We start from the raw sequence: 20,547 nt of genomic DNA on the forward strand, positions 1-20,547 counted from the left end.
GCAAACATAAAAATTTTTTATAACATCAAAGAATAGGTTATTTTTTTGGTAAGAAATGTGAATAGCGAACTAGCAAAGAGCACTAGAGAAGACATAGAAGAAAAAGTAAAAAAGATTATACTAGAGCACATTAGTAAGGATGTAGAGAAATTCAACAGCTCTTCAAAGCTTTCGGAGCATGGTACAGACAGTTTAGATGCAGTTGAAATCATCATGGCGGCAGAAGAAGAGTTCGGAATAGAAATTCCAGATGAAGACGCACAAAAAATGGAAACTATGGAGCAAATAGTTGAGTACATTAATAATAAAAAAGGCTAATAGTTAGTGTTAAATGAGCAGAAGAGTAGTAGTCACTGGTGTTGGTTTAATCACTCCACTAGCGGCAGATGTTGACAACACTTGGTCAAGGCTAATAAAAAGTGAGTCTGGCATAAAAGCAATCAATACGGATAGATTTGACTCTTCTGATCTTGCTTGCAAAATTGCAGGGCAGGTGCCGTTGCAATCAGACAACATTGAGCACCATTTCAATCCACTAGATTATATTTCTGAGAAAGACTCAAAAAGGACAGATCGTTTTATTCATTACGGTATTGCAGCAGCTATTCAGGCAGTAGATGATTCATTAATTTTGGAAAGCCAAAATATCAATCGGGAACGCGTTGGTGTAACTATTGGCTCTGGTATAGGTGGTCTTCCGTCAATTCAGGAAAATGTAATTACCATGCAGGAAAAAGGGCCCAGACGTGTCAGTCCATTTTTTGTCCCTGCAAGTCTAATAAATTTGATATCTGGCCATATTTCTATTAAATACGAATTTACAGGTCCAAACGATTCAGCAGTAACCGCATGTGCAACAGGTGCGCATGCAATCATAAACTCAGCAAGAACTATAAAACTTGGTGAAGCGGATGTTATGATTGCAGGTGGAGCAGAAAGTGCACTGTGTAGAGTTGGAATTGCAGGTTTTGCATCTATGAAGGCGTTATCAACTAAATTCAATGATAAACCCAAAGAAGCTTCAAGACCATGGGATGCAGAACGCGATGGTTTTGTTATGGGTGAAGGAGCAGGTATATTGGTGTTGGAAGAATACGAACATGCAAAAAAAAGGGGGGCAAAAATACATGCTGAACTGGTTGGGTACGGACTCACAGGAGATGCGCACCACATTACAGCACCACATCCAGAAGGAAGAGGCGCATTTAAGGCAATGCAGCTTGCTTTAAAGAGCGCACAAATTAATCCCAATCAAGTAGGGTATATCAATGCACATGGAACTTCAACGCCACTTGGAGATAAAATTGAAGTAATAGCAATGAAACAGTTATTCGGTGACTACGTTTATAAAATACCTGTTTCTTCAACTAAATCTTCTATAGGACATTTACTTGGTGCTGCAGGGAGCGTTGAAGCAATATTCAGTATTCTTGCGTTAAATAATGGAATTATTCCGCCAACCTTAAATTTACACAAGCCTTCAGAAGGATGTGATTTAAATTTTGTACCGTTTAAAGCTCAGGAGCATAAAATTCAATATGTACTTTCTAATTCGTTTGGTTTTGGTGGCACTAATGCATCGCTCATATTTGGACAAGTTTAGTTGATGTTACCCCAGTGTCTTCCTCTTGTCATTCCAGTACCCTCCTCTTGTCATGCAAGCAGCTCTCCTACTGTCATCCCAGCACGTGACACTGGGATGACAAACGGTTGTGAAAGGGAATACATATAAAAATTAAACTATCAATAGCAATTCAAAAAGAAAAAATATTCTATTCATCCCTGAAGAAGTATTTTATTGACAATTTATGAATAAAGATCAGTAATGCAGAAAAGGAATTGATAGGAGTATGCATGAATTTAACCACTATTAATTGTACGTTATTTGTTGTAATTACATATTTTTTGACGTGCATTATAGCTTGGTGCTTACCTTTCAAATACATAACATTATTAACAACATTTGTTCCGGCTTCAGTTGCAATTTTGCTAACCATTTATAATAAACAGAAGGTAAGGGATCTTTTTAAACTTAGTTCGCCAAAAAACTGTCTATTAGGGTTTATACTTATTCTGGTAAGTATGCTAATTTCCAATGGTCTTTTGTCAATTTACTGCGGTTTTTCATTTTTCCGAGAGTCTTTTACGTTAGACCGTGTAAAGGATTTGAGTGCAGTTTTGAGTCCATTAGTGATGTTATTTGTTTTATTATCAACCTTTGTGATGTGGATCATTATGTCTCTTGGTGAAGAGATCGGTTGGCGTGGCTATCTTTTGAAAAATCTTAAAAGCAAAATATCAAATTTTTATATCAGAGCAATTATTGTCGGTATTATTTGGTCAGTATGGCACATACCAACTTATGTGGTTGCTGGCTCAGCTTTGTGGAAGGATGGCTTTACATTCCCGACTATTTGTGCTTATACCCTTTATATTTGTGCAATGTCTATAATGTTTACCTGGTTGTTTGAAAAAGACAACTCGATTTGGCCAGTAACTATTGCTCATGCAACAAATAATCTTGTGTATAGTGTTTTGAGCATTCTAATGCCGTCTCCTCCTCTGTCAACTTTCGATGCAGTAATTCGCCTTACATTAGGAGCAGCTGGTTATTTCATTGTTGCAATTGGTGTTATTTGGTTTGATAAAGCTCGAGAGCGTCATTTGAGTAATTCATAGTATAAAATTTCGGGGGCAATTCGCATCAGGTGTCATGCAGGTAGCATGACACTGGGATGATGAGGAAGAAAAAGCAAATTTTGCCTTTTACGGTCAATCTATTATACTTAGTAAGACTTCAATAAACTAATGAATTATACTTTATATCTAATTAAATGCACAAGATATTAATAAGAAATAACTACAAACCTTTGGTCGGAAAAATCAAGATTAATGGCTCAAAAAATGCTGTTTTACCAATAATGGCAGCAAGTCTATTAAGTAGCTCCCCGGTAATTTTGCATAATGTACCTGATTTAATTGATGTGCATCTAATGTCTAAGTTGCTTGAAAGTCTTGGAGCAGAAGTAAACTTTATGCACAATAAAAATTATAAAGCGAACCATACTTTGAAAATTGACTGCAGCAATATCAACAATCACGTGATGCCATATAAAACCGCAAGTAAGCTAAGAACTTCTTTTCTAATATTGGGTCCAATGCTTAGCAGATTTGGCAAAGCGAGAACAGCATTTCCTGGTGGATGCAACATTGGAAAGCGTCCCGTTGATATGCATATTAAAGCATTAGAAGAAATGGGAGCTAAAATTGAAATTGACGGCTATAATATAATTGCAACAGTGAAAGGAAAGCTACAAGGAAAAGAAATCACATTTGAGAAAATAAGTGTTGGCGCAACAGAAAATGTAATAATGGCAGCAACATTTGCAGAAGGAGTGACAACAATAAACAATGCTGCAACTGAGCCGGAAGTTCTTGATTTAATAGATTTTCTGAAGAAAATGGGTGCTGATATTGAAATTGATAATACAAAGGTCATAATAACAGGAGTTGAAGCACTAAATGGATGTGTTCATAAAATAATACCAGATCGCATAGAAGCAGGCACCTATGCACTAGCTGCTATAATAACCGGTGGTAAGTTGGAGTTGGAAGGAATAAATCTATCTGATATAAGGTGTATTACAAATGAGTTGGAGACTATAGGAGCTATGGTTGAACTGTATGATGGAGGCATTGTTATTTCCAGAAAAAATGGCTCTATTAAGTCTGCTAACGTTGCGACAGATCCATACCCCAATTTTCCCAGTGATATGCAACCACAACTGATGTCTGCAATGTGCATCGCTGATGGGATATCAGTAATTGAAGAGAACATTTTTGAAAACAGATTTACACATGCAGATGAATTGAGAAAGTTAGGTGCTAATATCAGCATCGAGAAAAGCAAAGCTACTATAAGTGGAATAAAAAGCTTATCTGGAGCTAATCTATATGCTACTGACTTAAGATCAACAGCAGCTTTGGTGCTTGCTTCTTTGGTAGCCGGTGGAGAAACTATAATAAACAATTCACATCATTTATGGAGAGGATATGAAGCAATGCATGAAAAACTCAATTCATGTGGAGCTGATATCTCCATTTCGTCTTGAGGATATTTTATGAATGAAGCAACCAAACGAACTATAGTAAAAGAAATAGATGCAATCTTATATGAAGAACATAAGGTATTAGACCATGGATTTATTCGAGTAGTGGATTATATGGGCTCTGATAGCGCTATAGTTCAAGCTGCTCGTGTTTCTTATGGTAAGGGAACAAAACAGATAAGTCAGGATGAAGCACTTATAAAGTATTTAATGAGACATCATCATACAACTCCATTTGAAATGTGTGAAATTAAGTTTCACGTGAAACTTCCAATTTTTGTTGCAAGGCAATGGATAAGGCATAGAACTGCAAATGTGAATGAATATTCAGCAAGGTATTCAATACTTGATAATGAATTTTATACACCTAAACCAGAACAAGTTGCAAAACAATCTGACAATAATAAACAAGGTAGCGGGGAAGCTTTTGATCCAGATACCTCAAAGGAAATAATAGATTCTCTAACAAATGACTCTAATTTAGTATATTCTCATTATGAAAAATTTATTGAGCAGGGGCTTGCAAGAGAAATTGCCAGAACTAACCTAATGCTTAATTACTACACGCAATTTTATTGGAAAATAGATCTGCATAATCTCCTTCATTTTTTGAAGCTTAGAGCTGATAAGCATGCCCAATATGAAATCAGAGTTTATGCAGAAGTTATGCTGGATATAATAAAAAAATGGGTTCCACTGGCCTACAATGCCTTTGTTGAATATTGCCTAGAATCAGCCTGTATTTCAAGAACTGGTCTAGAAATAATTCGCAAATTAATTAAAGGGGAAAACGTTACTAGAGAAGAAAGTAATATTGGTAAAAGAGAATGGGGCGAGCTGATGTCTATACTTGATAAACAATCTTAAAGATAAAGGCATACGTGTCAATCTCCTCTGTCAGTTAACTCTCGTTCACCAGATTGAATCTTGCTTTTTACATCACATTAACTCATCACTTTTATAGAACATCTCATTAAAATCATTTAGAGTTCCAAAATCCTGACCCTTGATAAACAGGTGATCATTAGCAACATGTGCTTCATCAAGAGTAAACAGCTCGTAATGATGATTGTGAGCGGGCCTAACAATTTCATTATATAAAACCATTACTTGTTCGTAGTTATATCCATCGCCAGCATGATATTTACCACGTACGGTATCATAAAAATTCTTTACATCATCATATGTCACTTGCAGCTCCACCTTATACTTTCCCACTTCAAGAGGACTTCCTGTCTTTATTTTTAAGGGATGTTGTGAATTTGCAACACTGTTAGAAGTTTCTGCTTCAATATCAGAATTTTTATCCATATTTTCTATCACACTTGCCATAACAGTTTCTTGTTCATCTTCTGTTGGTTTTGTTTGTTTTTCAGTCTTATTACTGCTACTGTCAGTTTCCACAGTTACTTTTTTTACTTCTATATCTTTTTGAGCTTTCTCATTACTTTGCTTGTGTATTTCATCTCCATGCAATTTTTTCTGCAGAGCTTTTTTCGTATCAGCATAATCATCACGATTGCTTTGCAAAGCTGGTTTATAACTGCTGCTATCATCCGCTTGCATTTGATCTATATAGTTAGATTCTTCTTCCTGTATAGTATTTTTTGCGTTATCCTCACCAACCGTTCCTTTCTCCCCAGACTTGGCTTCACTCTCTACCACAACTTCTTCGTCTACTTGCTCATCATCAATTGTAAATTCAGTACCTATCTGATTGCTATCTTCCTCCAATTCATTAGATAATTTTTCAGATAGCTGGTCACCACTCAAATATGGTTCCTTTGAATATTTAGCATAATTATGGGGATCGGTTCTGTTTTCTGAATAAAACCCACTTTCAAAGTCTGAGTAGGAGCTTTGATTGAGCACAAAAAATAAGTTTTCATAATTAACCAGCATATCACTATCAGGGCTAACAAAATTTAAATATTCATCGCCTTCCCATTCTGGGTGGTGTCTATACTCTGCTATGTAGTATTTACTAGAGTCGAGAGGTATCTTGTCACCTTCTTCCCCATCAAGTTGTAAAACTACTGCTGAATGCCCATTACCTAAATCATTACCTTTTACCACTTTGAATATTTTAATCTCATCCTTTTCTACAAGTTCTTTTAACTCCTCGTTCTTTTCATTTAACTCTTCCTCCCTTTGTCTTTCTGCTTCTCTTTCTCTTGCCAATCTTTCTGCTTCTTCATCAGCTTTCTTCTGCAGTTGTGAGAATACATTTTGTAATATATCTTGTGTGGTTAAGCTATTTGTGTTGCTTAAAAAATTATCTAACACATTTGATGCAATTGGTGACAATTCACCGTGATCATCAAATACTTTTTCCTTTGCTTTATCATAGTGATTTGGGTTATAGATTGCATACAGAGGATAAAAACCATAATCTGCAATTGACGCTCCGTCAGGTGATAGTTCCATTGAGAATCCATAGTAATTAAGTGGAAGATTGGAGGTTAAATATTTACCGTTATCATCCCTAACGTGTAGCTCACTTCTACCATTGTGCTCACTATATTTGTTGTAGTAGATATAAAAATTCTCATGGTTAAGATTGAAGTGATCATCTAGATTATCGAATTGAATTGTACTGCCAAGCTTCTCCCGCAAAAGATTTTTGCTTTCATCTGTAAGCTTTATATGTGCAGAAAAGTAGTATCGATCTATAGGTTCGCCTTTTTCTATTTCAAAGTTCAAAGTAATCTTGTCGTTGACCATTGGTAGCCTCCACAAATTCTATAAATCATTTTATTTATCAATCATACGGTCTGTACTATGAAAAATGTGTTAAACATTAAGATTTTCTCTGTACCGATTCATCTATATTGCCAAGCTTAATAAAGTTACAAGCTCTTTAAAACAATGTTAAACTCAATCACTATGGCAAAAACAGTTGACGTATTACTACCACTTCCAATTGATCAGTTATTTTCATATGCAATTGAGGAAAGTACTGAGATTTTACTTGGAGATTACGTAGTAGTGCCATTTGGCAAAAAACGCTTAATCGGAATAGTTTGGAAATACAGTGATAAAAGTAACCGAGAATTAAAATTTATTGAGCAAAAAATCGATTTACCAAATATTAGACCAAAATTGATTGCATTTGCAGAGTGGGTTGCGCAATACAACTTAATACCTATTGGTATGCTTGCCAAAGTGATAATGGGAGGAGTGTTAAAAGTAAATCACATAGATAAATTGGTTTGTGTTGAACAAAAGCAGGAAACAAGTGAAATAAGCTGCAAATTGAGTCCTGAACAGCAGGTAGCTAGTGATAAAATAATCAGCAATTTGAACGAATATTCAGTGACTTTGCTTGACGGTGAGACCGGGTCTGGAAAAACCGAAGTTTATCTCTCTGTGATTGCACAATTGATTAAGAATTACACTGCCGTTCCAAATGCTGCTCAGACTTTACCATCCCAGTGCCCAGAGACACAACTGTACGAACATTGTGATTTGGGTCTACCAAGAGGGTGTTATCCGAGTAGCCTGACACTGGGATCCAGTTTTTCATATAACCTCATTACAAATGTTTATTTTAACTTAAAACCAATACCTAATTTACAATCAAAATTCCTGGATTCCAGTGTCAAGCACTGGAATGACACCTTTGTACTCAAGGCAAAACCCACTGTAACATTTAGCATACCGTCTTTGCTACGTACTAGTATGACACCAGAATATGTTGAAATGACATCAGGAGAAGGTAATGCGCAAGTGCTAATCCTCTTGCCTGAAATTGTTTTAACTTCACAATTGGTAAACCGTATTCATGGTCAGATATCAAAAAACTTAGTTGAATGGCACTCAGAGCTCACTCCAAAAACTCGCCGGAATAATTGGCTCAGCATAGCGAATGGAAATGCGCAGATAATTATTGGTGCACGGTCAGCGCTTTTTTTGCCTTATAAAAACCTAAAATTGATTATCGTTGATGAAGAGCACGACTCATCTTTTAAACAAGAACAGGGAATTATATATAATGCTCGAGATATGGCGATAATCTTAGCCAAATTTGAAAATATTCCGATTATTTTATCATCAGCTACTCCACTGCTTGAAACGATTCATCATGTTAAAAACGGGAATTACAATCATGTAAAGCTAACTAAACGATTTGGTGGTGCAGAATTGCCACTCATTAAAGTAGTAGATATGAGGAACAACAAGCAATGGATCTCCTCTGAGCTTTTTGAAAGCATCAAACAAACCATAGAGAAAAAACAGCAGGTTATGCTTTTTCTAAACCGCAGAGGGTATGCACAACTGGCAATTTGTAAAAAGTGTGGATATAAAATTTCCTGCTTAAATTGTGCTGTTTGGCTTACATATCACAAGAAAAAAAATGCTCTTTTGTGCCATCATTGCTCTTATCAATTAAAACTTCCAGAGAAATGCTCTAATTGCCAAAGTGAACAGCCATTGTCCCTCTACGGCATAGGAATTGAAAGGTTGCTTGAAGAAATGGTGAAATTAATACCAAACGCAAAAACTGCGATGATAAGCAGCGATCAGAAGTCGGTTAGTAACGTAATTGACTTGATATTGAAAGAAGAGGTGAACATTATAATCGGCACACAAATAATTGCTAAAGGGCACAATTTTCCCAAATTAACTTTGGTTGGAGTAATGAATGCAGATTTGAGTCTCGAAAATTCTGATTTGAGAGCAGCGGAAAAGACGTATCAATTATTGCACCAAGTTGCAGGCAGATCAGGAAGGTTTAATGAAAAAGGAATGGTAATAGTGCAAACCAATAATCCTGAAAGTTCAATAATAAAAGCATTGCTGCATCAAAAAAGAGACTCATTTTATGAAATCGAACTTAAGTCAAGACGCGAAGCCAAAATGCCACCATTTAGCAGATTAATAGCGCTTATAATCTGTGGTAAGAATCAGATTGCAACACAAAAAGCAGCGAATGAAATAGTAAAATCTCTTCTTTGTCATCCAAGTAGCTTAACTACTTGTATCCAGGAAAAAAATGTAGGTGTAGACAAAAAGGAATTTGAAATTCTTGGCCCATCACCAGCAGCGATAAATTTTTTAAATAATAAGTATCGGTATAGGGTATTATTAAAAATACACAATAAACACAGTTTATCTATACAAAAAAAGCTGAAATATTGGATTAAAAATTGTAACTTGAATTCGAGTATTGCAGTGATAATAGATGTTGATCCTGTGAGTTTTTTTTAACGAGTTCCGTTAAGCCTTCTTGCCAATTACCACAACATTCTCACTGGGAAAAAAATAATCAGGTACAGCCATATTTTTCGGTGCAGGACCCCCAATTACTCGACCTGATGTATCATAATATGAACCGTGGCAAGGACAGAACCAACCATTACCATCTCTTGTAGCGTGGTCAACCGGTACACACCCAAGATGTGTACATATTCCAAGCATAATTAACCATTCGTCTTTTCCTTCGTATACTCTCTGCTCATCTAATTGAGGATCCCTCAAGCTCTTCACATTCACAGCTCTTGCAGCCTCAATTTCTTGCTTTGTGCGTCTACGAATGAATACTGGTTTACCTTGCCACTTTACTTTTACTCCGTGTCCTTCCTGAATTCCAGACAAATTCACCTCCACTGTGGAAGTTGCTAGAACTTCAGCAGAAGGATTCATAGATTTAACCAGTGGCCAAAGTCCACTTGCAGCTCCTATACCTGCCATAGCGCATGTAGTTAATGTTATAAAATCTCTCCTACTCTTATTTTTAGTAAGATCTTTAACAGGAGGTGTTTTTTTATCCTCTTTGTCTGCCAGTGGTTTTTTATTTTTAGTTAATTTTTTGTCCATTGATCTTTACTTAGCCATAAGTATATATTTTAATTTAAATACTGCGTATTAATCAACAAAAACTTGCGCTTTTTGTTTAACCTATACTACGGTTAAGAAGCGATAGAGTTTTCAACTTCAAAAATACTATCTTCAGTGGAATCAGGATCTTCAATTTTCGCTACTGACACCACTTTTTCTCTACTTTCTGTTTTAAACAGAGTGACTCCTTGAGTGCTGCGTCCTGCAATTCTAATCTCATTGACCGAAATGCGAATTAACTTTCCTTTATCTGTAATAAGCATTATATTATCACCCTGCTCAACTGGAAAACTAGCAACAACATTACCGTTTCTGCTAGTAGTAAGAATATTGGTGATACCAACACCACCCCTGTTAGTTACTCTATACTCATACGCAGAAGTTCTTTTACCAAAGCCATTTTCAGTAATAGTTAATATAAACTCCTCATTCACTGCAAGTTTTAAGAATAATTCGTTATCTATTCCTAAATCATTCAAAGTCTTTTCCAATTTAGAATCAATGGAGTTATTAATTGCAGTCCCCAGTCTTTTTGCAAGTGGAACTTTTAAGTAAAGTTCTTTTGTTTCTGTTGCTACACCTATCCCATTTAATATGGTCATGGATATCACGCTGTCATTCTTTACAAGTTTGATACCTCTTACGCCATCTGAATTGCGACTCTTAAATTGACGCACATCACTTACAACAAATCTGATACTTTTTCCAAGCGTTGTTGAAAGTAAAACATGGTCAATTTCATTACATACCTTAACCGATACTAATTTGTCTCCTTCATCGAGCTTTATTGCTATTTTTCCATTGCTTGGAATATAGTGAAAGTCCGCTAAAGAGTTACGCCTTATGTTTCCATAGGCAGTAGCAAAAACTATGTTTTGATTTTCGTCATTTTCACTTGGCAATGGCATGATATTAGTTATAGTTTCACTATCGCTAAGCGGAAATATGTTAACAAGCGCTCTTCCACGTGCAGTTGGTTCTGCAAGAGGCAACTTATAAACCTTTAATCTATAGACTCGGCCAATATTAGAAAAGAATAAGAGGCTAGTGTGAGTATTTGTCACAAATAATTCTGTAATTACATCTTCTTCTTTTAATCCCTGTCCTAGCTTTCCTTTTCCACCACGACGCTGAGTTCTGTAGTGAGAAAGTTTCACACGCTTGATATAACCATTCATAGTTACGGTTATCACCATATCCTCTTGTGGAATTAGATCTTCAGCTTCAATGTCCGCGTCTGACTCCTCTATTGAAGTTTTTCGCGGCACAGCAAATCTGTTCTTTATTTCTTGTAGATTGTTTTTTATTTCTTTCATCAACTTCTCTCCTGAGCCAAGAAAAGCGATATATTCTTTTATCAGGTTGATCATTGAACTTAGCTCAGCTTCTAATTTGTCTTTTTCAAGGCCTGTTAAACGCTGCAGTTTCATATCAAGGATAGCCTTAATCTGTAGCTCAGTTAATCTATACACTCCATCTTTCAAAAAGCTTGAGCTATCTGAAATCAACTCGATAATAGTGTTGATTTCATTCGAAGTTTTCCATTCTTTATTTAAAAGTTCTCTACTTGCTTCCGCAGGATCTTTTGCACCGCGGATGATTTTTATCACTTCATCTATGCTGAGGACCGCAATGTAGAGCCCTATATATATATGAGCTTTTTCTCTCGTTTTTCTTAGACGAAATTCTGTTCTCCTGATTAACACTTCTTTTCTAAAGTCAACAAAAGCAGCTATGATTTCTTTTAACGACATCAAAGCAGGCCTGTTGTTATTGAGCACTAAAGTGTTAACACTAAAACTACTTCTTAGTGGAGTTAGCCCCAATACTTGATTAAGTATAAAACTTGCTTCAGCATTTCTTCTGAGGTCAATTACTACTCTAATACCAGACTTATCGGACTCATCCCTAATTTCTGTTATACCATCAATTCTTTTTTCTTTTACAAGCTCACCTATCTTCTCAATTAATTTTACTTTATTTACCTGGTAAGGTATTTCATCAATCACTATTGCTTGCCTATCTTGTGGCAGATCTTCTATATGAGTCTTGCCTTGCACAACAATTGATCCACGACCAGTTGCAAATGCTGATCTTATTCCAGACCTTCCAAGAATTGTTCCCCCAGTTGGAAAATCCGGCCCTGGCATCACTTCAAGTAACTCATCCAAAGTAACTTCAGGATTATCTACGTATAACATACAAGCATCTATTATTTCTCCAAGGTTGTGAGAAGGAATATTGGTTGCCATACCAACTGCAACACCACTTGCACCGTTTACCAATAGATTCGGAAACTCTGCAGGCAGCACAACTGGTTCTGTTTCATTTCCATCGTAGTTTGGCCTAAAATTAACTGTATCTTCATCAATATCATTCAGTAAAAAGTGCGACACTTTTTGAAGTCTTGCTTCTGTGTATCGCATTGAAGCTGGTGGATCTCCATCTATCGAACCAAAGTTACCTTGCCCATCAATAAGTGGTAAAAGAAGAGAAAAATCTTGAGCCATCCTGACCAAGGAATCGTAAATAGCTGCATCACCATGTGGGTGATATTTCCCCATTACGTCCCCAACTATACGAGCCGCTTTTTTATATGGCTTACCGGCATCGAATCCAGCTCTTGACATTGCATATAATATGCGCCTGTGAACAGGTTTAAATCCATCCCGCACGTCAGGTATAGCCCGGCTTATGATAACGCTCATTGCGTAGGAGAGATAAGAATCTTCCAGCTCTTTTACTATTGAGATTGGTACTATATTATCCTGCATTTTTTATACTTTAATTGAAGTAATTAATAATACTAACATTCAGTTAAGCAAATGGGCAATGACAGACTTGAACTGCCGACCTCCTCGGTGTAAACGAGATGCTCTACCAGCTGAGCTAATTGCCCCTTTAGATTTAATTCTATAGCTCAATATTATTATTGTAAACAAAAATAGCAATAAATTGTATCCGTTCAGCAGAGTGGCAAAATAGGTAGACAAGGTGATCTAAAAAGATAATCATAGAGTAAATGTGAGGTAAGTCCTTACAATAAATGGTGTCGTCCAAGTAGCCGACACTGGGATCCAGAAAAAAGAATGGTGTCATTCCAGTGCTTGACACTGGAATCCAGCTTTTTCATAATCATTAAAACGTTGTATTTTAACATAAAACAGCTATTTTTATGCTCGCCAACTTAATAAAATTCCTGGATCCCAGTGGGCTTTGTTGCATCGCTACTTATGAAAGGCTAACTATAATTAGGATTATAAGCAACTTATTGAAAATCTTGTTTTTTTGCAATCAATCTGATCAAATTTAAGAATAGTAATTTGTTATTTATATTAATAAATTTAATTCTATTGAAAATAGCTAAAGCATTGAAATTCTTGAATTTTAGCCGGATTAGTGAGTGGTAGTGAAATTTCTTTTACTCAAATTTAGGTATTCACTGACCGTTCTTGTTGTAAATACCAGAATAATAAGCTACTGATATTCTCCACCTTTTTTATCTTTAATCCATCATAGCTAGCGATGCAACAAAGCCATCCCAGTGTCAAGCACTGGGATGACACCCTCCTAATAGGCCAAAATCACAATGTTCGTACAGTTATGCATTTGTTGTGTAAATTACCTTTGCAAACAAATGTTCGTACAGCTCTGTTTCACACACTTTGCTTCAATATTTGCACATTAGCCACTCCCTTGAACAGATACGATAAATTAGATTTAGGTGAGCTATAAGCTTTTATGAAATCTTTGAGTGCGTGCTGTGAAGTTTTATAAATTTTAGTCTTGCTGTCACTTTGTATAAAGGTATTTTTTCACTCACATCTTTCGAAGTTGTAGCCATGTTCAACAATTTTAAGTAGAATATTGTAGCATTTTGAAAATCTGAAAGTTTATCTAGAATAACAGCTAAATTATAAGTATAAAAAATATTGTTTTCATCGAGGGAAATAGCAGTTATCATATACTCTTTACCTTTTACATAATCCTCCTTTTTCATATAGATCATACCTAAATTTGCTAATAAAGGAGCATAATTTTTATGTATATCATACAATTTTAACATTTTACTCAACGCCAGATCAGGATCATATTGTGAGATTATCGTCAGAAAATTTTTTAATATGTAAGGGTTACTAGGGTGTTCTTTTAACAGTCTTGTGTAAATCTCTACAGCTTTTTTGTATTCTTTATTAGCGTAATAAATATTTCCCAATCCAATTAAAGCATTTTTATGATAAGGAAACTTTGCGATAATCTGATTAAGGAGAGAAATAGCTGCTTCATTATCTCCTGATTCAAAGGAATCTTTTGCTTTTTTTAAAGTAGAGTATATGTCAAAACTCTTGCCAGAATTCTGCGAAATTTTGATATTAAATTTGTCACTTTTTCTCTCAATAACATCAAGATCTTTATATTTTTTATCAGCTTTTATATGCTTGACAACACTATCGAAGGCCTTTTGTATCTCCAAATTTTCACTAGCATAGGTAACAGAAGACCTCCATAAAATCACAACGCAAATTAACATGCAGATAAACATAGGTCCTAGTGTTGTGGCATTGGCTGCAGCGTGTAACCAGTAAACCTTATTTCTTTGAGCTATGCGTAACACATTACAAATTCATAAATGCTAAATTACCTATCTCATACAATAATAAAGATATTATTAATTAGCGGGACGAACATGCTGTGTAGCTTTTCAGAATGCATTTATCTTTTGTCTTCCATATTTCGCTTTATTTCCACAAAAATGCTTCAATTTATCTTAACATTTTGTCAACTACCTTTGTAGATTTAAAAGGGCATTTTTACATATTCCATATGGCTGCCAGTTGCACCCCTCACATGCGTACTCGAATTTCTTTAAAGACATTTTCTCCCTAATCTTTTTTACTGCCTCATTCCAAGTTAAAGTCTCGCCAATTTTAATTCCTAAAATTTCCATATGCCTTCTATCTAGCTCTAAAACTTTAGCTTGTGTGGTGCATTTACCTTGTTTAGTCTGATTTGGACAAGCACTACAGATATTATCAAGGTTACCAACTACTTCGATTTGAGTACTAATTACTTTGCTTGCTATCCTTTTATAATTTTCTACAAAACCCTGAGAATACCCATATCCCCGAAACGCGAGGGTGCACATGAAATGATGAGGGCGGAATTTTATCATTTTTTCAAATATTGCAAAGCTGCTACAAGTAGAAAAATTTTTACCAAACCAGGAAGGATAAATGGTAAAACACCCACCATTATTGCTTGTCCCAGACCCAAGTAAACAGCAAGCCAACTAACACCACAAATAAAGATTACAACTGTACCAGCCAGACAACTTAAAGAATTACACACAAATGATTTATATTTAGAGTTCAGTAATTCATTTACTTTGCTCATTACCATAACAGCAGCTAAACAGCCAATTAAATATCCACCGGTTGGTCCAAGAAGAGCGTGATAACCACCAGAAAAATTCGCAAGAACAGGCAATCCTGCTGCACCAAGTGATAGATATGTAAGCACAGAATAGAATGCTGTTCTGCGGTTAAATTTAAGCCCAATAAGCATTACTCCTAAAGTTTGCAATGTGATAGGCACAGGCTGCAATGGTATACTTATTTGAGCCATCAAGAATAAAAGTAAAACGCAAGACAATATTTCAGCCAGTGTTGATCTGCTGCTAGATTGTGTTATAAACATACCTTCCCAATAAAAATAACTTATTAAATGTAATATATGTGTATGAGAGGTTTTGCAATTTAAATTTTGCTTATATTGTGCTACAATGAATTATTTATGCACTATTAAATTAAAAATGATGAGTAAACAAGATCTATTATCGTTGATGAAAGCAAGACACAGCGGACGTTCATACGATCCTACAAGAGCAATATCTCAGGAAGACATGGATATTTTAATGGAAGCTGTAAGGCTGACTCCCTCATGTTTTGGTGATGAACCCTGGAGATACGTAATATGCAACAAACAGAACAATCAAAGCGCATGGGAAAAGCTGCTAAATTGCCTTGATGAATCTAATCAAAAATGGGCAAAAGATGCACAAGTGTTAATCATATCTTTAAGTGCTAAAAACTTCCGTAAACAAGGTAAAGGAGAAAATCTTTGGGCTAATCATGATACTGGTGCAGCAAATTATGGACTTATGTTACAAGCTGCAGTTATGAACTTAATGGCCCATCAAATGGGTGGATTTGATAGAGATAAAATAGTGAAAGAGTTCAATATACCCAATGACTTTAACGTAATGTCAGTGATAGCGGTTGGTTACGAAGAAGAGGGTGCTGAAACAAGTAAGAAGAAAAGAAGACCGATAGAAGAAATATTTTTTTATGATGAGTGGCCAAAATTCTGAAAATTTTATCAAAATGCACGGCACTGGTAACAATTTCGTTATCATAGACTCACGTTCAACAAACAATTTAGACTGGAACCATAGACAAATTGCTGATCAAAGCAGTTGTGATCAAGTGATAATTATAACAATGTCTAATGCTGCAGACTGTTTTATGCATATCTATAATGCTGATGGAAGTCGAGCTGAAATGTGCGGAAACGCAGCACGCTGTGTTGGATATTTGATAATGTCAGAAAAAGGTGCTGAATACTCCATTATTGAGCTAACAAGCAAACGCATTTTAGAGTGTTTTAAAGTGGGTGATAAATCCATAAAGGTTAACATGGGTAAACCTTTGCTAAAATGGCATGAAATTCCCTTGTCTACTGAGTGTGACACTCTTCACTTACCTATAGAGCTTGAAATGCTAAAAGATCCTGTTGCAGTAAATATTGGCAATCCTCACATAGTTTTTTTTGTTGATAACATAAGTGAAATACCATTGCGAAATTTAGGACCAAAGCTAGAAAATCACGCATTATTTCCTCGGAAAATTAATGTTAGTATTGCACAAGTTGAAAAGTCTGGAGAAATAGCTTTAAGAGTTTGGGAAAGAGGTACAGGCATTACTGCATCATGCGGTAGTGCAGCCTGTGCAGCACTTGTTGCATCCACACTACGTGGATATCTGGTTGCCCAACAGACTTCAGTAAATTTACCAGGAGGCAAGTTATTAATCGAATGGGCAAATAACGTATTCATGACCGGTGATATAGGGTTTTTGTGATCCTAATTCTAGTGATGCATTACTTCCAATACCTTCTTACCAATTACTGCAGGGGTTTCAGCAATTGCAATTCCAGCGCTCCGCATAACTTCTAGTTTTGCACCAGCACTTCCACCGCTGGAAGAGATGATTGCTCCAGCGTGTCCCATACGTCTTCCTGGAGGTGCCGTTTGGCCTGCTACAAAACCAACGATTGGCTTTTTAGTTTTTTCTGTTTTTACAAAATGTGATACATCTTCTTCTTCGTTTCCACCTATTTCACCAATAACTACAATACCATGAGTATCGTCATCTTTTAAAAAGAGCTCCATACAGTCAACAAATGTCATACCATGAACTGGATCTCCCCCAATTCCGATACATGTGGATTGACCAAGACCAACAGCGGTTGTTTGTGCTACTGCCTCGTAAGTTAAAGTTCCGGAGCGAGACATAATTCCTATGTGTCCACGCTTATGGATATGGCCAGGCATAATTCCTATTTTGCATTCTTCAGGTGTAATAATTCCCGGGCAGTTGGGACCAATCAATCGACTTTTTGAGCCGATAAGCGCACGCTTAACTTTCACCATATCAAGTATAGGAATGCCCTCTGTAATACAAATTATCAATTCTATTTTTGCATCTATTGCTTCAAGTATTGCAGCAGCAGCAAATTTAGCAGGTACATATATAACTGTAGCATTTGCACCGGTTTTTTCTTTGGCTTCTGCTACAGTATTAAAAACCGGTAAATTAAGGTGAGTGCTACCACCCTTTCCAGGAGTTACACCTCCCACCATTTTCGTTCCGTAATCAATTGCTTGCTCTGAATGAAATGTGCCTTGTGCACCAGTAAAACCCTGGCATATTAATCTTGTATCTTTGTTTACTAAAACGGACATGCTTTATTTTACCTCTTTTACTATCTTTTGCGCAGCTTCATCTAGCTCATCTGCAGCAATAATATTTAATCCTGACTCTTCTAAAATTTTTTTTCCTTCTTCAAAATTAGTACCTGATAATCTAACCACTAGAGGAACTTTAATGCTCATTTCTTTTGCAGCCGCAACAATTCCACTTGCGATAATATCGCAACGCATTATACCACCAAATATGTTAACCAGAATTCCTTTTACGTTGCTATCAGACAATATGATTTTAAATGCTTCAGTTACAGTTTCTTTACTCGCTCCACCACCAACATCCAAAAAGTTAGCAGGCTCTGCTCCGTAGTATTTTATTATATCCATTGTTGCCATAGCAAGACCTGCACCATTTACCATGCAACCAATACTGCCATCCATTTTGATGTAACTGAGCCCATACTTTGAAGCCTCTATCTCTTCTTTCACTTCCTCATCATAATCACGAAGTTCCATAATTTCTGGGTGACGATATAAAGCATTATCATCGAAATTAATTTTTGCATCGAGCGCAATAAAATCTCCAGAATTTGTTTCAACCAGTGGATTAATTTCAATTTGGCTCGCATCAGTTGCAATAAACGCATCATATATTTTTTTTGCAATGTTCGATATCTTTTCTATTTGTTCTGGACTCAAATGAAAACTGCTGCTTAACTTGCTGCTATCAAAACTTGTAGCAGGATCAATATCAAATTTCACAATTTTTGCAGGAGAATTTTTTGCCACTTCTTCGATGTCCATTCCACCTTCTGAGGAAAATATGAATATTGGCCTACTGAGCTTCGGGTCGATTACCAGGCTTAAATAATACTCTTTCTTAATGCTTGAGCCTTCTTCAACGTACACTTTTCTTACTTGCTGCCCGCTTGGCCCTGTTTGATGAGTAACTAAAGTCATACCAATCATGTCCTTTACAAACTGTTGAGCTTCTTCAACTGACTTTGCTAGCTTTACGCCACCGGCTTTACCCCTACCACCTGCATGAATTTGAGCTTTAACTACAAACACGTCAGATTTTAATTGACTTACTTGAGTCTTTACTTCTTCTGCAGATGTAGCAACAAAACCCTTTGGCACTGGGACATTAAATTTATGCAAAACTTCTTTCGCTTGATATTCGTGAATATTCATAAAATAACCAATGATAAACTATTAACTTGAGTACAAACTACCAACCATAACGTTGCCTTCTGCACTCTTGTTGGTACCTCTTTTTTTTAGCTTCAGCTTTCTTTTTAGCTCTTTTTTCTGATTTTTTTTCATGATATTGTTTTTTCATTTTCAACCCTCTTCCTTCCTTTTGAATTGTTTTTTTCAATACTGGAAGAGCTCTGTCTACATCACCATAATGGACTGATACTTCTATCAAACTCTATACCTCCTTCGGTAATCATTTCAAAATCTATTTATAAATTAGAAAATTAACATTGTCAATTATTTTATAAACTTGAGCGTTAAAATGTAATATGCCATAATTTACATGGTAAATAATGTCATTCCAGTGTCAGCTACTTGCTTACTGATGGAGATTGCTCTTATGTTACAGCGTTCTTACGATTATGCTAACATCGGGGCGGAGAGATTTGAACTCCCGACCCTTTGGTCCCAAACCAAATGCGCTACCAGGCTGCGCTACGCCCCGACTTCTTTACTCAGAGTATCAATAACTCAGGCAAAATGCAAGATTCATTTGTTTACTTTAGAAAAAATATAATATGAGATTTAATATTATCTTAGAATATGTTTTTTATTAGCTCCTCTTTAACAACAGACTGCTTCGTAGAAAGTCTACAGGGTTTTTGTGCGCGCAACACTGAACCAGATTTCTTTATGACCCAAACCTTAGCCATATTTAAAAATCTAGCTACACCAATTGGTGAAAGTGAGTGCAGCAACTACAGCAGTATCGACCCTTAAAATTCTTTTTCCTAGACTCAATTTTTGACAAAACTTATCGGCAAGATCAAGTTCATAAGATGAAAAACCACCTTCAGGACCAACAATAATAGCAACATTTTTTTTGCCTTTCAGCACTTTATCAGCTTTACCTGTTTCATCACACAAAACAAAATTTTTACTTTGGGAATCAGGTAACTCACAAAAGTTAATAGGAGGCAAAATCTCTGGTATACTTATCCTACCTGATTGTTCCGCTGCTTCGATTGCTTGTAATTTTGCTCTACTTAGGTTAATATTTTTTACCACTGTACGTTCTGTTGAAATAAATTGAATGCAGATTACTCCCATTTCAGTTGCCTGTCTTACTATGTTGTTCAAAGCAGCACTTTTTACCATGGCACAATACAGGTATAAATTTTCCTCATATTGCTGTTGTTTAGTGCATTCTTTGGGTGTAACTTCTGTCAATTTACGCGATATATTAACTACTTCTCCTAACCATTCTCCATCTTTTCCATTAAAAAGAGAGAGATTATCATACTTCTTAAGCCGCATTACATTGCAAATATAGTGACTTTGTTGTGGATTAAGTGCTAAACTCACGCCTTGTGATAAAGCTTCTTCAACATAGAGCCTAATTTTTCCCATTCA

At 36.0% G+C, this 20,547-nt stretch carries 21 protein-coding genes and 2 tRNA genes; 10 read left to right on the forward strand and 13 right to left on the reverse strand.

What is annotated here, in order from left to right; translation table 11 throughout:
* Positions 1-57: 57 nt before the first annotated feature.
* Genes acpP through ABWU47_RS01760 form a run of 3 tightly spaced genes read left to right on the forward strand, consistent with a single transcriptional unit; the run spans position 58 to position 1,732 of the window.
* Positions 58-318 carry an acyl carrier protein gene (acpP, locus tag ABWU47_RS01750; RefSeq protein ID WP_006279836.1) on the forward strand — a complete coding sequence of 87 codons (261 nt, stop codon included), beginning with the start codon at positions 58-60 and terminating at the stop codon, positions 316-318.
* Between the two features lie 13 nt (positions 319-331).
* Complete coding sequence (gene fabF / locus ABWU47_RS01755) at positions 332-1,603, forward strand: beta-ketoacyl-ACP synthase II (RefSeq protein WP_353285733.1); 1,272 nt, start codon at positions 332-334, stop codon at positions 1,601-1,603.
* Between the two features lie 3 nt (positions 1,604-1,606).
* Positions 1,607-1,732, forward strand: coding sequence for a hypothetical protein (locus tag ABWU47_RS01760; RefSeq protein ID WP_255324044.1), 126 nt, complete (start codon positions 1,607-1,609; stop codon positions 1,730-1,732).
* 40 nt (positions 1,733-1,772) lie between these two features.
* Here the strand turns inward: ABWU47_RS01760 and ABWU47_RS01765 are convergent, their stop codons facing one another.
* On the reverse strand, positions 1,773-1,997 hold the full coding sequence (locus tag ABWU47_RS01765) for a hypothetical protein (protein WP_236717763.1): 225 nt from the start codon (positions 1,995-1,997) through the stop codon (positions 1,773-1,775).
* Positions 1,998-2,235: 238 nt separating this feature from the next.
* Here ABWU47_RS01765 and ABWU47_RS01770 point away from each other — a divergent pair, with 238 nt between their 5' ends.
* The 3 genes from ABWU47_RS01770 to thyX all read left to right on the forward strand — a co-directional run bounded on the left by ABWU47_RS01770 (position 2,236) and on the right by thyX (position 4,976).
* The gene (locus ABWU47_RS01770; RefSeq protein WP_231115834.1) at positions 2,236-2,679 is read left to right on the forward strand and encodes a CPBP family intramembrane glutamic endopeptidase; all 444 of its coding nucleotides are present in this window, start codon (positions 2,236-2,238) and stop codon (positions 2,677-2,679) included.
* Positions 2,680-2,834: 155 nt separating this feature from the next.
* Positions 2,835-4,112, forward strand: coding sequence for a UDP-N-acetylglucosamine 1-carboxyvinyltransferase (murA, locus tag ABWU47_RS01775; protein WP_006279833.1), 1,278 nt, complete (start codon positions 2,835-2,837; stop codon positions 4,110-4,112).
* 9 nt (positions 4,113-4,121) lie between these two features.
* Complete coding sequence (gene thyX / locus ABWU47_RS01780; RefSeq protein ID WP_015589436.1) at positions 4,122-4,976, forward strand: FAD-dependent thymidylate synthase; 855 nt, start codon at positions 4,122-4,124, stop codon at positions 4,974-4,976.
* Positions 4,977-5,048: 72 nt separating this feature from the next.
* Here the strand turns inward: thyX and ABWU47_RS01785 are convergent, their stop codons facing one another.
* Complete coding sequence (locus ABWU47_RS01785) at positions 5,049-6,833, reverse strand: hypothetical protein (protein WP_077188420.1); 1,785 nt, start codon at positions 6,831-6,833, stop codon at positions 5,049-5,051.
* 144 nt (positions 6,834-6,977) lie between these two features.
* On the opposite strand from ABWU47_RS01785, the gene priA reads away from it, so the two are divergent.
* Positions 6,978-9,320, forward strand: coding sequence for a primosomal protein N' (gene priA, locus ABWU47_RS01790; RefSeq protein ID WP_353285734.1), 2,343 nt, complete (start codon positions 6,978-6,980; stop codon positions 9,318-9,320).
* A 9-nt stretch (positions 9,321-9,329) separates the two neighbouring features.
* Here priA and petA read toward each other — a convergent pair whose 3' ends face one another.
* The 3 genes from petA to ABWU47_RS01805 form a co-directional block, all read right to left on the reverse strand.
* Positions 9,330-9,929: a ubiquinol-cytochrome c reductase iron-sulfur subunit gene (petA, locus tag ABWU47_RS01795; RefSeq protein ID WP_010963095.1), complete on the reverse strand. Its 600-nt coding sequence runs from the start codon at positions 9,927-9,929 to the stop codon at positions 9,330-9,332.
* Positions 9,930-10,021: 92 nt separating this feature from the next.
* Positions 10,022-12,724: a DNA gyrase subunit A gene (gene gyrA / locus ABWU47_RS01800; RefSeq protein WP_006279827.1), complete on the reverse strand. Its 2,703-nt coding sequence runs from the start codon at positions 12,722-12,724 to the stop codon at positions 10,022-10,024.
* Positions 12,725-12,776: 52 nt separating this feature from the next.
* Positions 12,777-12,849 (reverse strand) — tRNA-Val (locus tag ABWU47_RS01805).
* 626 nt (positions 12,850-13,475) lie between these two features.
* On the opposite strand from ABWU47_RS01805, the gene ABWU47_RS01810 reads away from it, so the two are divergent.
* Positions 13,476-13,685, forward strand: a complete 210-nt coding sequence (locus ABWU47_RS01810; protein ID WP_353285735.1) for a hypothetical protein — start codon at positions 13,476-13,478, stop codon at positions 13,683-13,685.
* Positions 13,686-13,689: 4 nt separating this feature from the next.
* On the opposite strand, the gene ABWU47_RS01815 is transcribed toward ABWU47_RS01810, so the two are convergent.
* The 3 genes from ABWU47_RS01815 to ABWU47_RS01825 all read right to left on the reverse strand — a co-directional run bounded on the left by ABWU47_RS01815 (position 13,690) and on the right by ABWU47_RS01825 (position 15,647).
* A complete protein-coding gene (locus tag ABWU47_RS01815; RefSeq protein WP_006279826.1) occupies positions 13,690-14,565 on the reverse strand; it encodes a tetratricopeptide repeat protein in 876 nt (291 codons plus the stop codon).
* A gap of 168 nt (positions 14,566-14,733) precedes the next feature.
* The gene (locus ABWU47_RS01820) at positions 14,734-15,123 is read right to left on the reverse strand and encodes a DUF1284 domain-containing protein (protein WP_006279825.1); all 390 of its coding nucleotides are present in this window, start codon (positions 15,121-15,123) and stop codon (positions 14,734-14,736) included.
* Positions 15,120-15,647 (reverse strand): biotin transporter BioY, encoded by a 528-nt coding sequence (locus ABWU47_RS01825; RefSeq protein ID WP_006279824.1) that lies wholly within the window; start codon positions 15,645-15,647, stop codon positions 15,120-15,122. Before ABWU47_RS01825 ends, ABWU47_RS01820 begins: the two co-directional genes overlap by 4 nt.
* A gap of 85 nt (positions 15,648-15,732) precedes the next feature.
* Here ABWU47_RS01825 and ABWU47_RS01830 point away from each other — a divergent pair, with 85 nt between their 5' ends.
* Together ABWU47_RS01830 and dapF are read left to right on the forward strand one after the other, a co-directional pair.
* Positions 15,733-16,320 carry a nitroreductase family protein gene (locus tag ABWU47_RS01830; RefSeq protein WP_006279823.1) on the forward strand — a complete coding sequence of 196 codons (588 nt, stop codon included), beginning with the start codon at positions 15,733-15,735 and terminating at the stop codon, positions 16,318-16,320.
* Positions 16,301-17,089: a diaminopimelate epimerase gene (gene dapF, locus ABWU47_RS01835; RefSeq protein ID WP_006279822.1), complete on the forward strand. Its 789-nt coding sequence runs from the start codon at positions 16,301-16,303 to the stop codon at positions 17,087-17,089. Before ABWU47_RS01830 ends, dapF begins: the two co-directional genes overlap by 20 nt.
* A gap of 8 nt (positions 17,090-17,097) precedes the next feature.
* Here dapF and sucD read toward each other — a convergent pair whose 3' ends face one another.
* From sucD to ABWU47_RS01860, 5 genes are all read right to left on the reverse strand, one after another.
* Positions 17,098-17,973 (reverse strand): succinate--CoA ligase subunit alpha, encoded by an 876-nt coding sequence (gene sucD, locus ABWU47_RS01840; RefSeq protein WP_006279821.1) that lies wholly within the window; start codon positions 17,971-17,973, stop codon positions 17,098-17,100.
* Between the two features lie 3 nt (positions 17,974-17,976).
* Complete coding sequence (gene sucC, locus ABWU47_RS01845) at positions 17,977-19,128, reverse strand: ADP-forming succinate--CoA ligase subunit beta (RefSeq protein ID WP_006279820.1); 1,152 nt, start codon at positions 19,126-19,128, stop codon at positions 17,977-17,979.
* Positions 19,129-19,165: 37 nt separating this feature from the next.
* Positions 19,166-19,366, reverse strand: a complete 201-nt coding sequence (rpsU, locus tag ABWU47_RS01850; RefSeq protein WP_006279819.1) for a 30S ribosomal protein S21 — start codon at positions 19,364-19,366, stop codon at positions 19,166-19,168.
* Between the two features lie 199 nt (positions 19,367-19,565).
* Positions 19,566-19,639 (reverse strand) — tRNA-Pro (locus tag ABWU47_RS01855).
* Between the two features lie 218 nt (positions 19,640-19,857).
* A complete protein-coding gene (locus ABWU47_RS01860) occupies positions 19,858-20,544 on the reverse strand; it encodes a 16S rRNA (uracil(1498)-N(3))-methyltransferase (protein WP_006279818.1) in 687 nt (228 codons plus the stop codon).
* Positions 20,545-20,547 lie beyond the last annotated feature (3 nt).

The organism is Wolbachia endosymbiont (group A) of Gastracanthus pulcherrimus, assembly GCF_964028265.1.
GTDB lineage: Bacteria > Pseudomonadota > Alphaproteobacteria > Rickettsiales > Anaplasmataceae > Wolbachia > Wolbachia pipientis.

Bases quoted from the DNA above. Each gene is read 5' to 3' on its own strand.
- ABWU47_RS01765 (WP_236717763.1), bottom strand. From the start codon at position 1,997: ATGGTTAGCAAAATTGCAACTGAAGCCGGAACAAATGTTGTTAATAAT.
- petA (WP_010963095.1), bottom strand. From the start codon at position 9,929: ATGGACAAAAAATTAACTAAAAATAAAAAACCACTGGCAGACAAAGAG.
- ABWU47_RS01760 (WP_255324044.1), top strand. From the start codon at position 1,607: ATGTTACCCCAGTGTCTTCCTCTTGTCATTCCAGTACCCTCCTCTTGT.
- thyX (WP_015589436.1), top strand. From the start codon at position 4,122: ATGAATGAAGCAACCAAACGAACTATAGTAAAAGAAATAGATGCAATC.
- ABWU47_RS01830 (WP_006279823.1), top strand. From the start codon at position 15,733: ATGAATTATTTATGCACTATTAAATTAAAAATGATGAGTAAACAAGAT.
- ABWU47_RS01810 (WP_353285735.1), top strand. From the start codon at position 13,476: ATGCAACAAAGCCATCCCAGTGTCAAGCACTGGGATGACACCCTCCTA.
- ABWU47_RS01860 (WP_006279818.1), bottom strand. From the start codon at position 20,544: ATGGGAAAAATTAGGCTCTATGTTGAAGAAGCTTTATCACAAGGCGTG.
- fabF (WP_353285733.1), top strand. From the start codon at position 332: ATGAGCAGAAGAGTAGTAGTCACTGGTGTTGGTTTAATCACTCCACTA.
- gyrA (WP_006279827.1), bottom strand. From the start codon at position 12,724: ATGCAGGATAATATAGTACCAATCTCAATAGTAAAAGAGCTGGAAGAT.
- dapF (WP_006279822.1), top strand. From the start codon at position 16,301: ATGAGTGGCCAAAATTCTGAAAATTTTATCAAAATGCACGGCACTGGT.
- ABWU47_RS01770 (WP_231115834.1), top strand. From the start codon at position 2,236: ATGTCTCTTGGTGAAGAGATCGGTTGGCGTGGCTATCTTTTGAAAAAT.
- ABWU47_RS01785 (WP_077188420.1), bottom strand. From the start codon at position 6,833: ATGGTCAACGACAAGATTACTTTGAACTTTGAAATAGAAAAAGGCGAA.
- priA (WP_353285734.1), top strand. From the start codon at position 6,978: ATGTTAAACTCAATCACTATGGCAAAAACAGTTGACGTATTACTACCA.
- ABWU47_RS01820 (WP_006279825.1), bottom strand. From the start codon at position 15,123: ATGATAAAATTCCGCCCTCATCATTTCATGTGCACCCTCGCGTTTCGG.
- ABWU47_RS01825 (WP_006279824.1), bottom strand. From the start codon at position 15,647: ATGTTTATAACACAATCTAGCAGCAGATCAACACTGGCTGAAATATTG.
- sucC (WP_006279820.1), bottom strand. From the start codon at position 19,128: ATGAATATTCACGAATATCAAGCGAAAGAAGTTTTGCATAAATTTAAT.
- murA (WP_006279833.1), top strand. From the start codon at position 2,835: ATGCACAAGATATTAATAAGAAATAACTACAAACCTTTGGTCGGAAAA.
- sucD (WP_006279821.1), bottom strand. From the start codon at position 17,973: ATGTCCGTTTTAGTAAACAAAGATACAAGATTAATATGCCAGGGTTTT.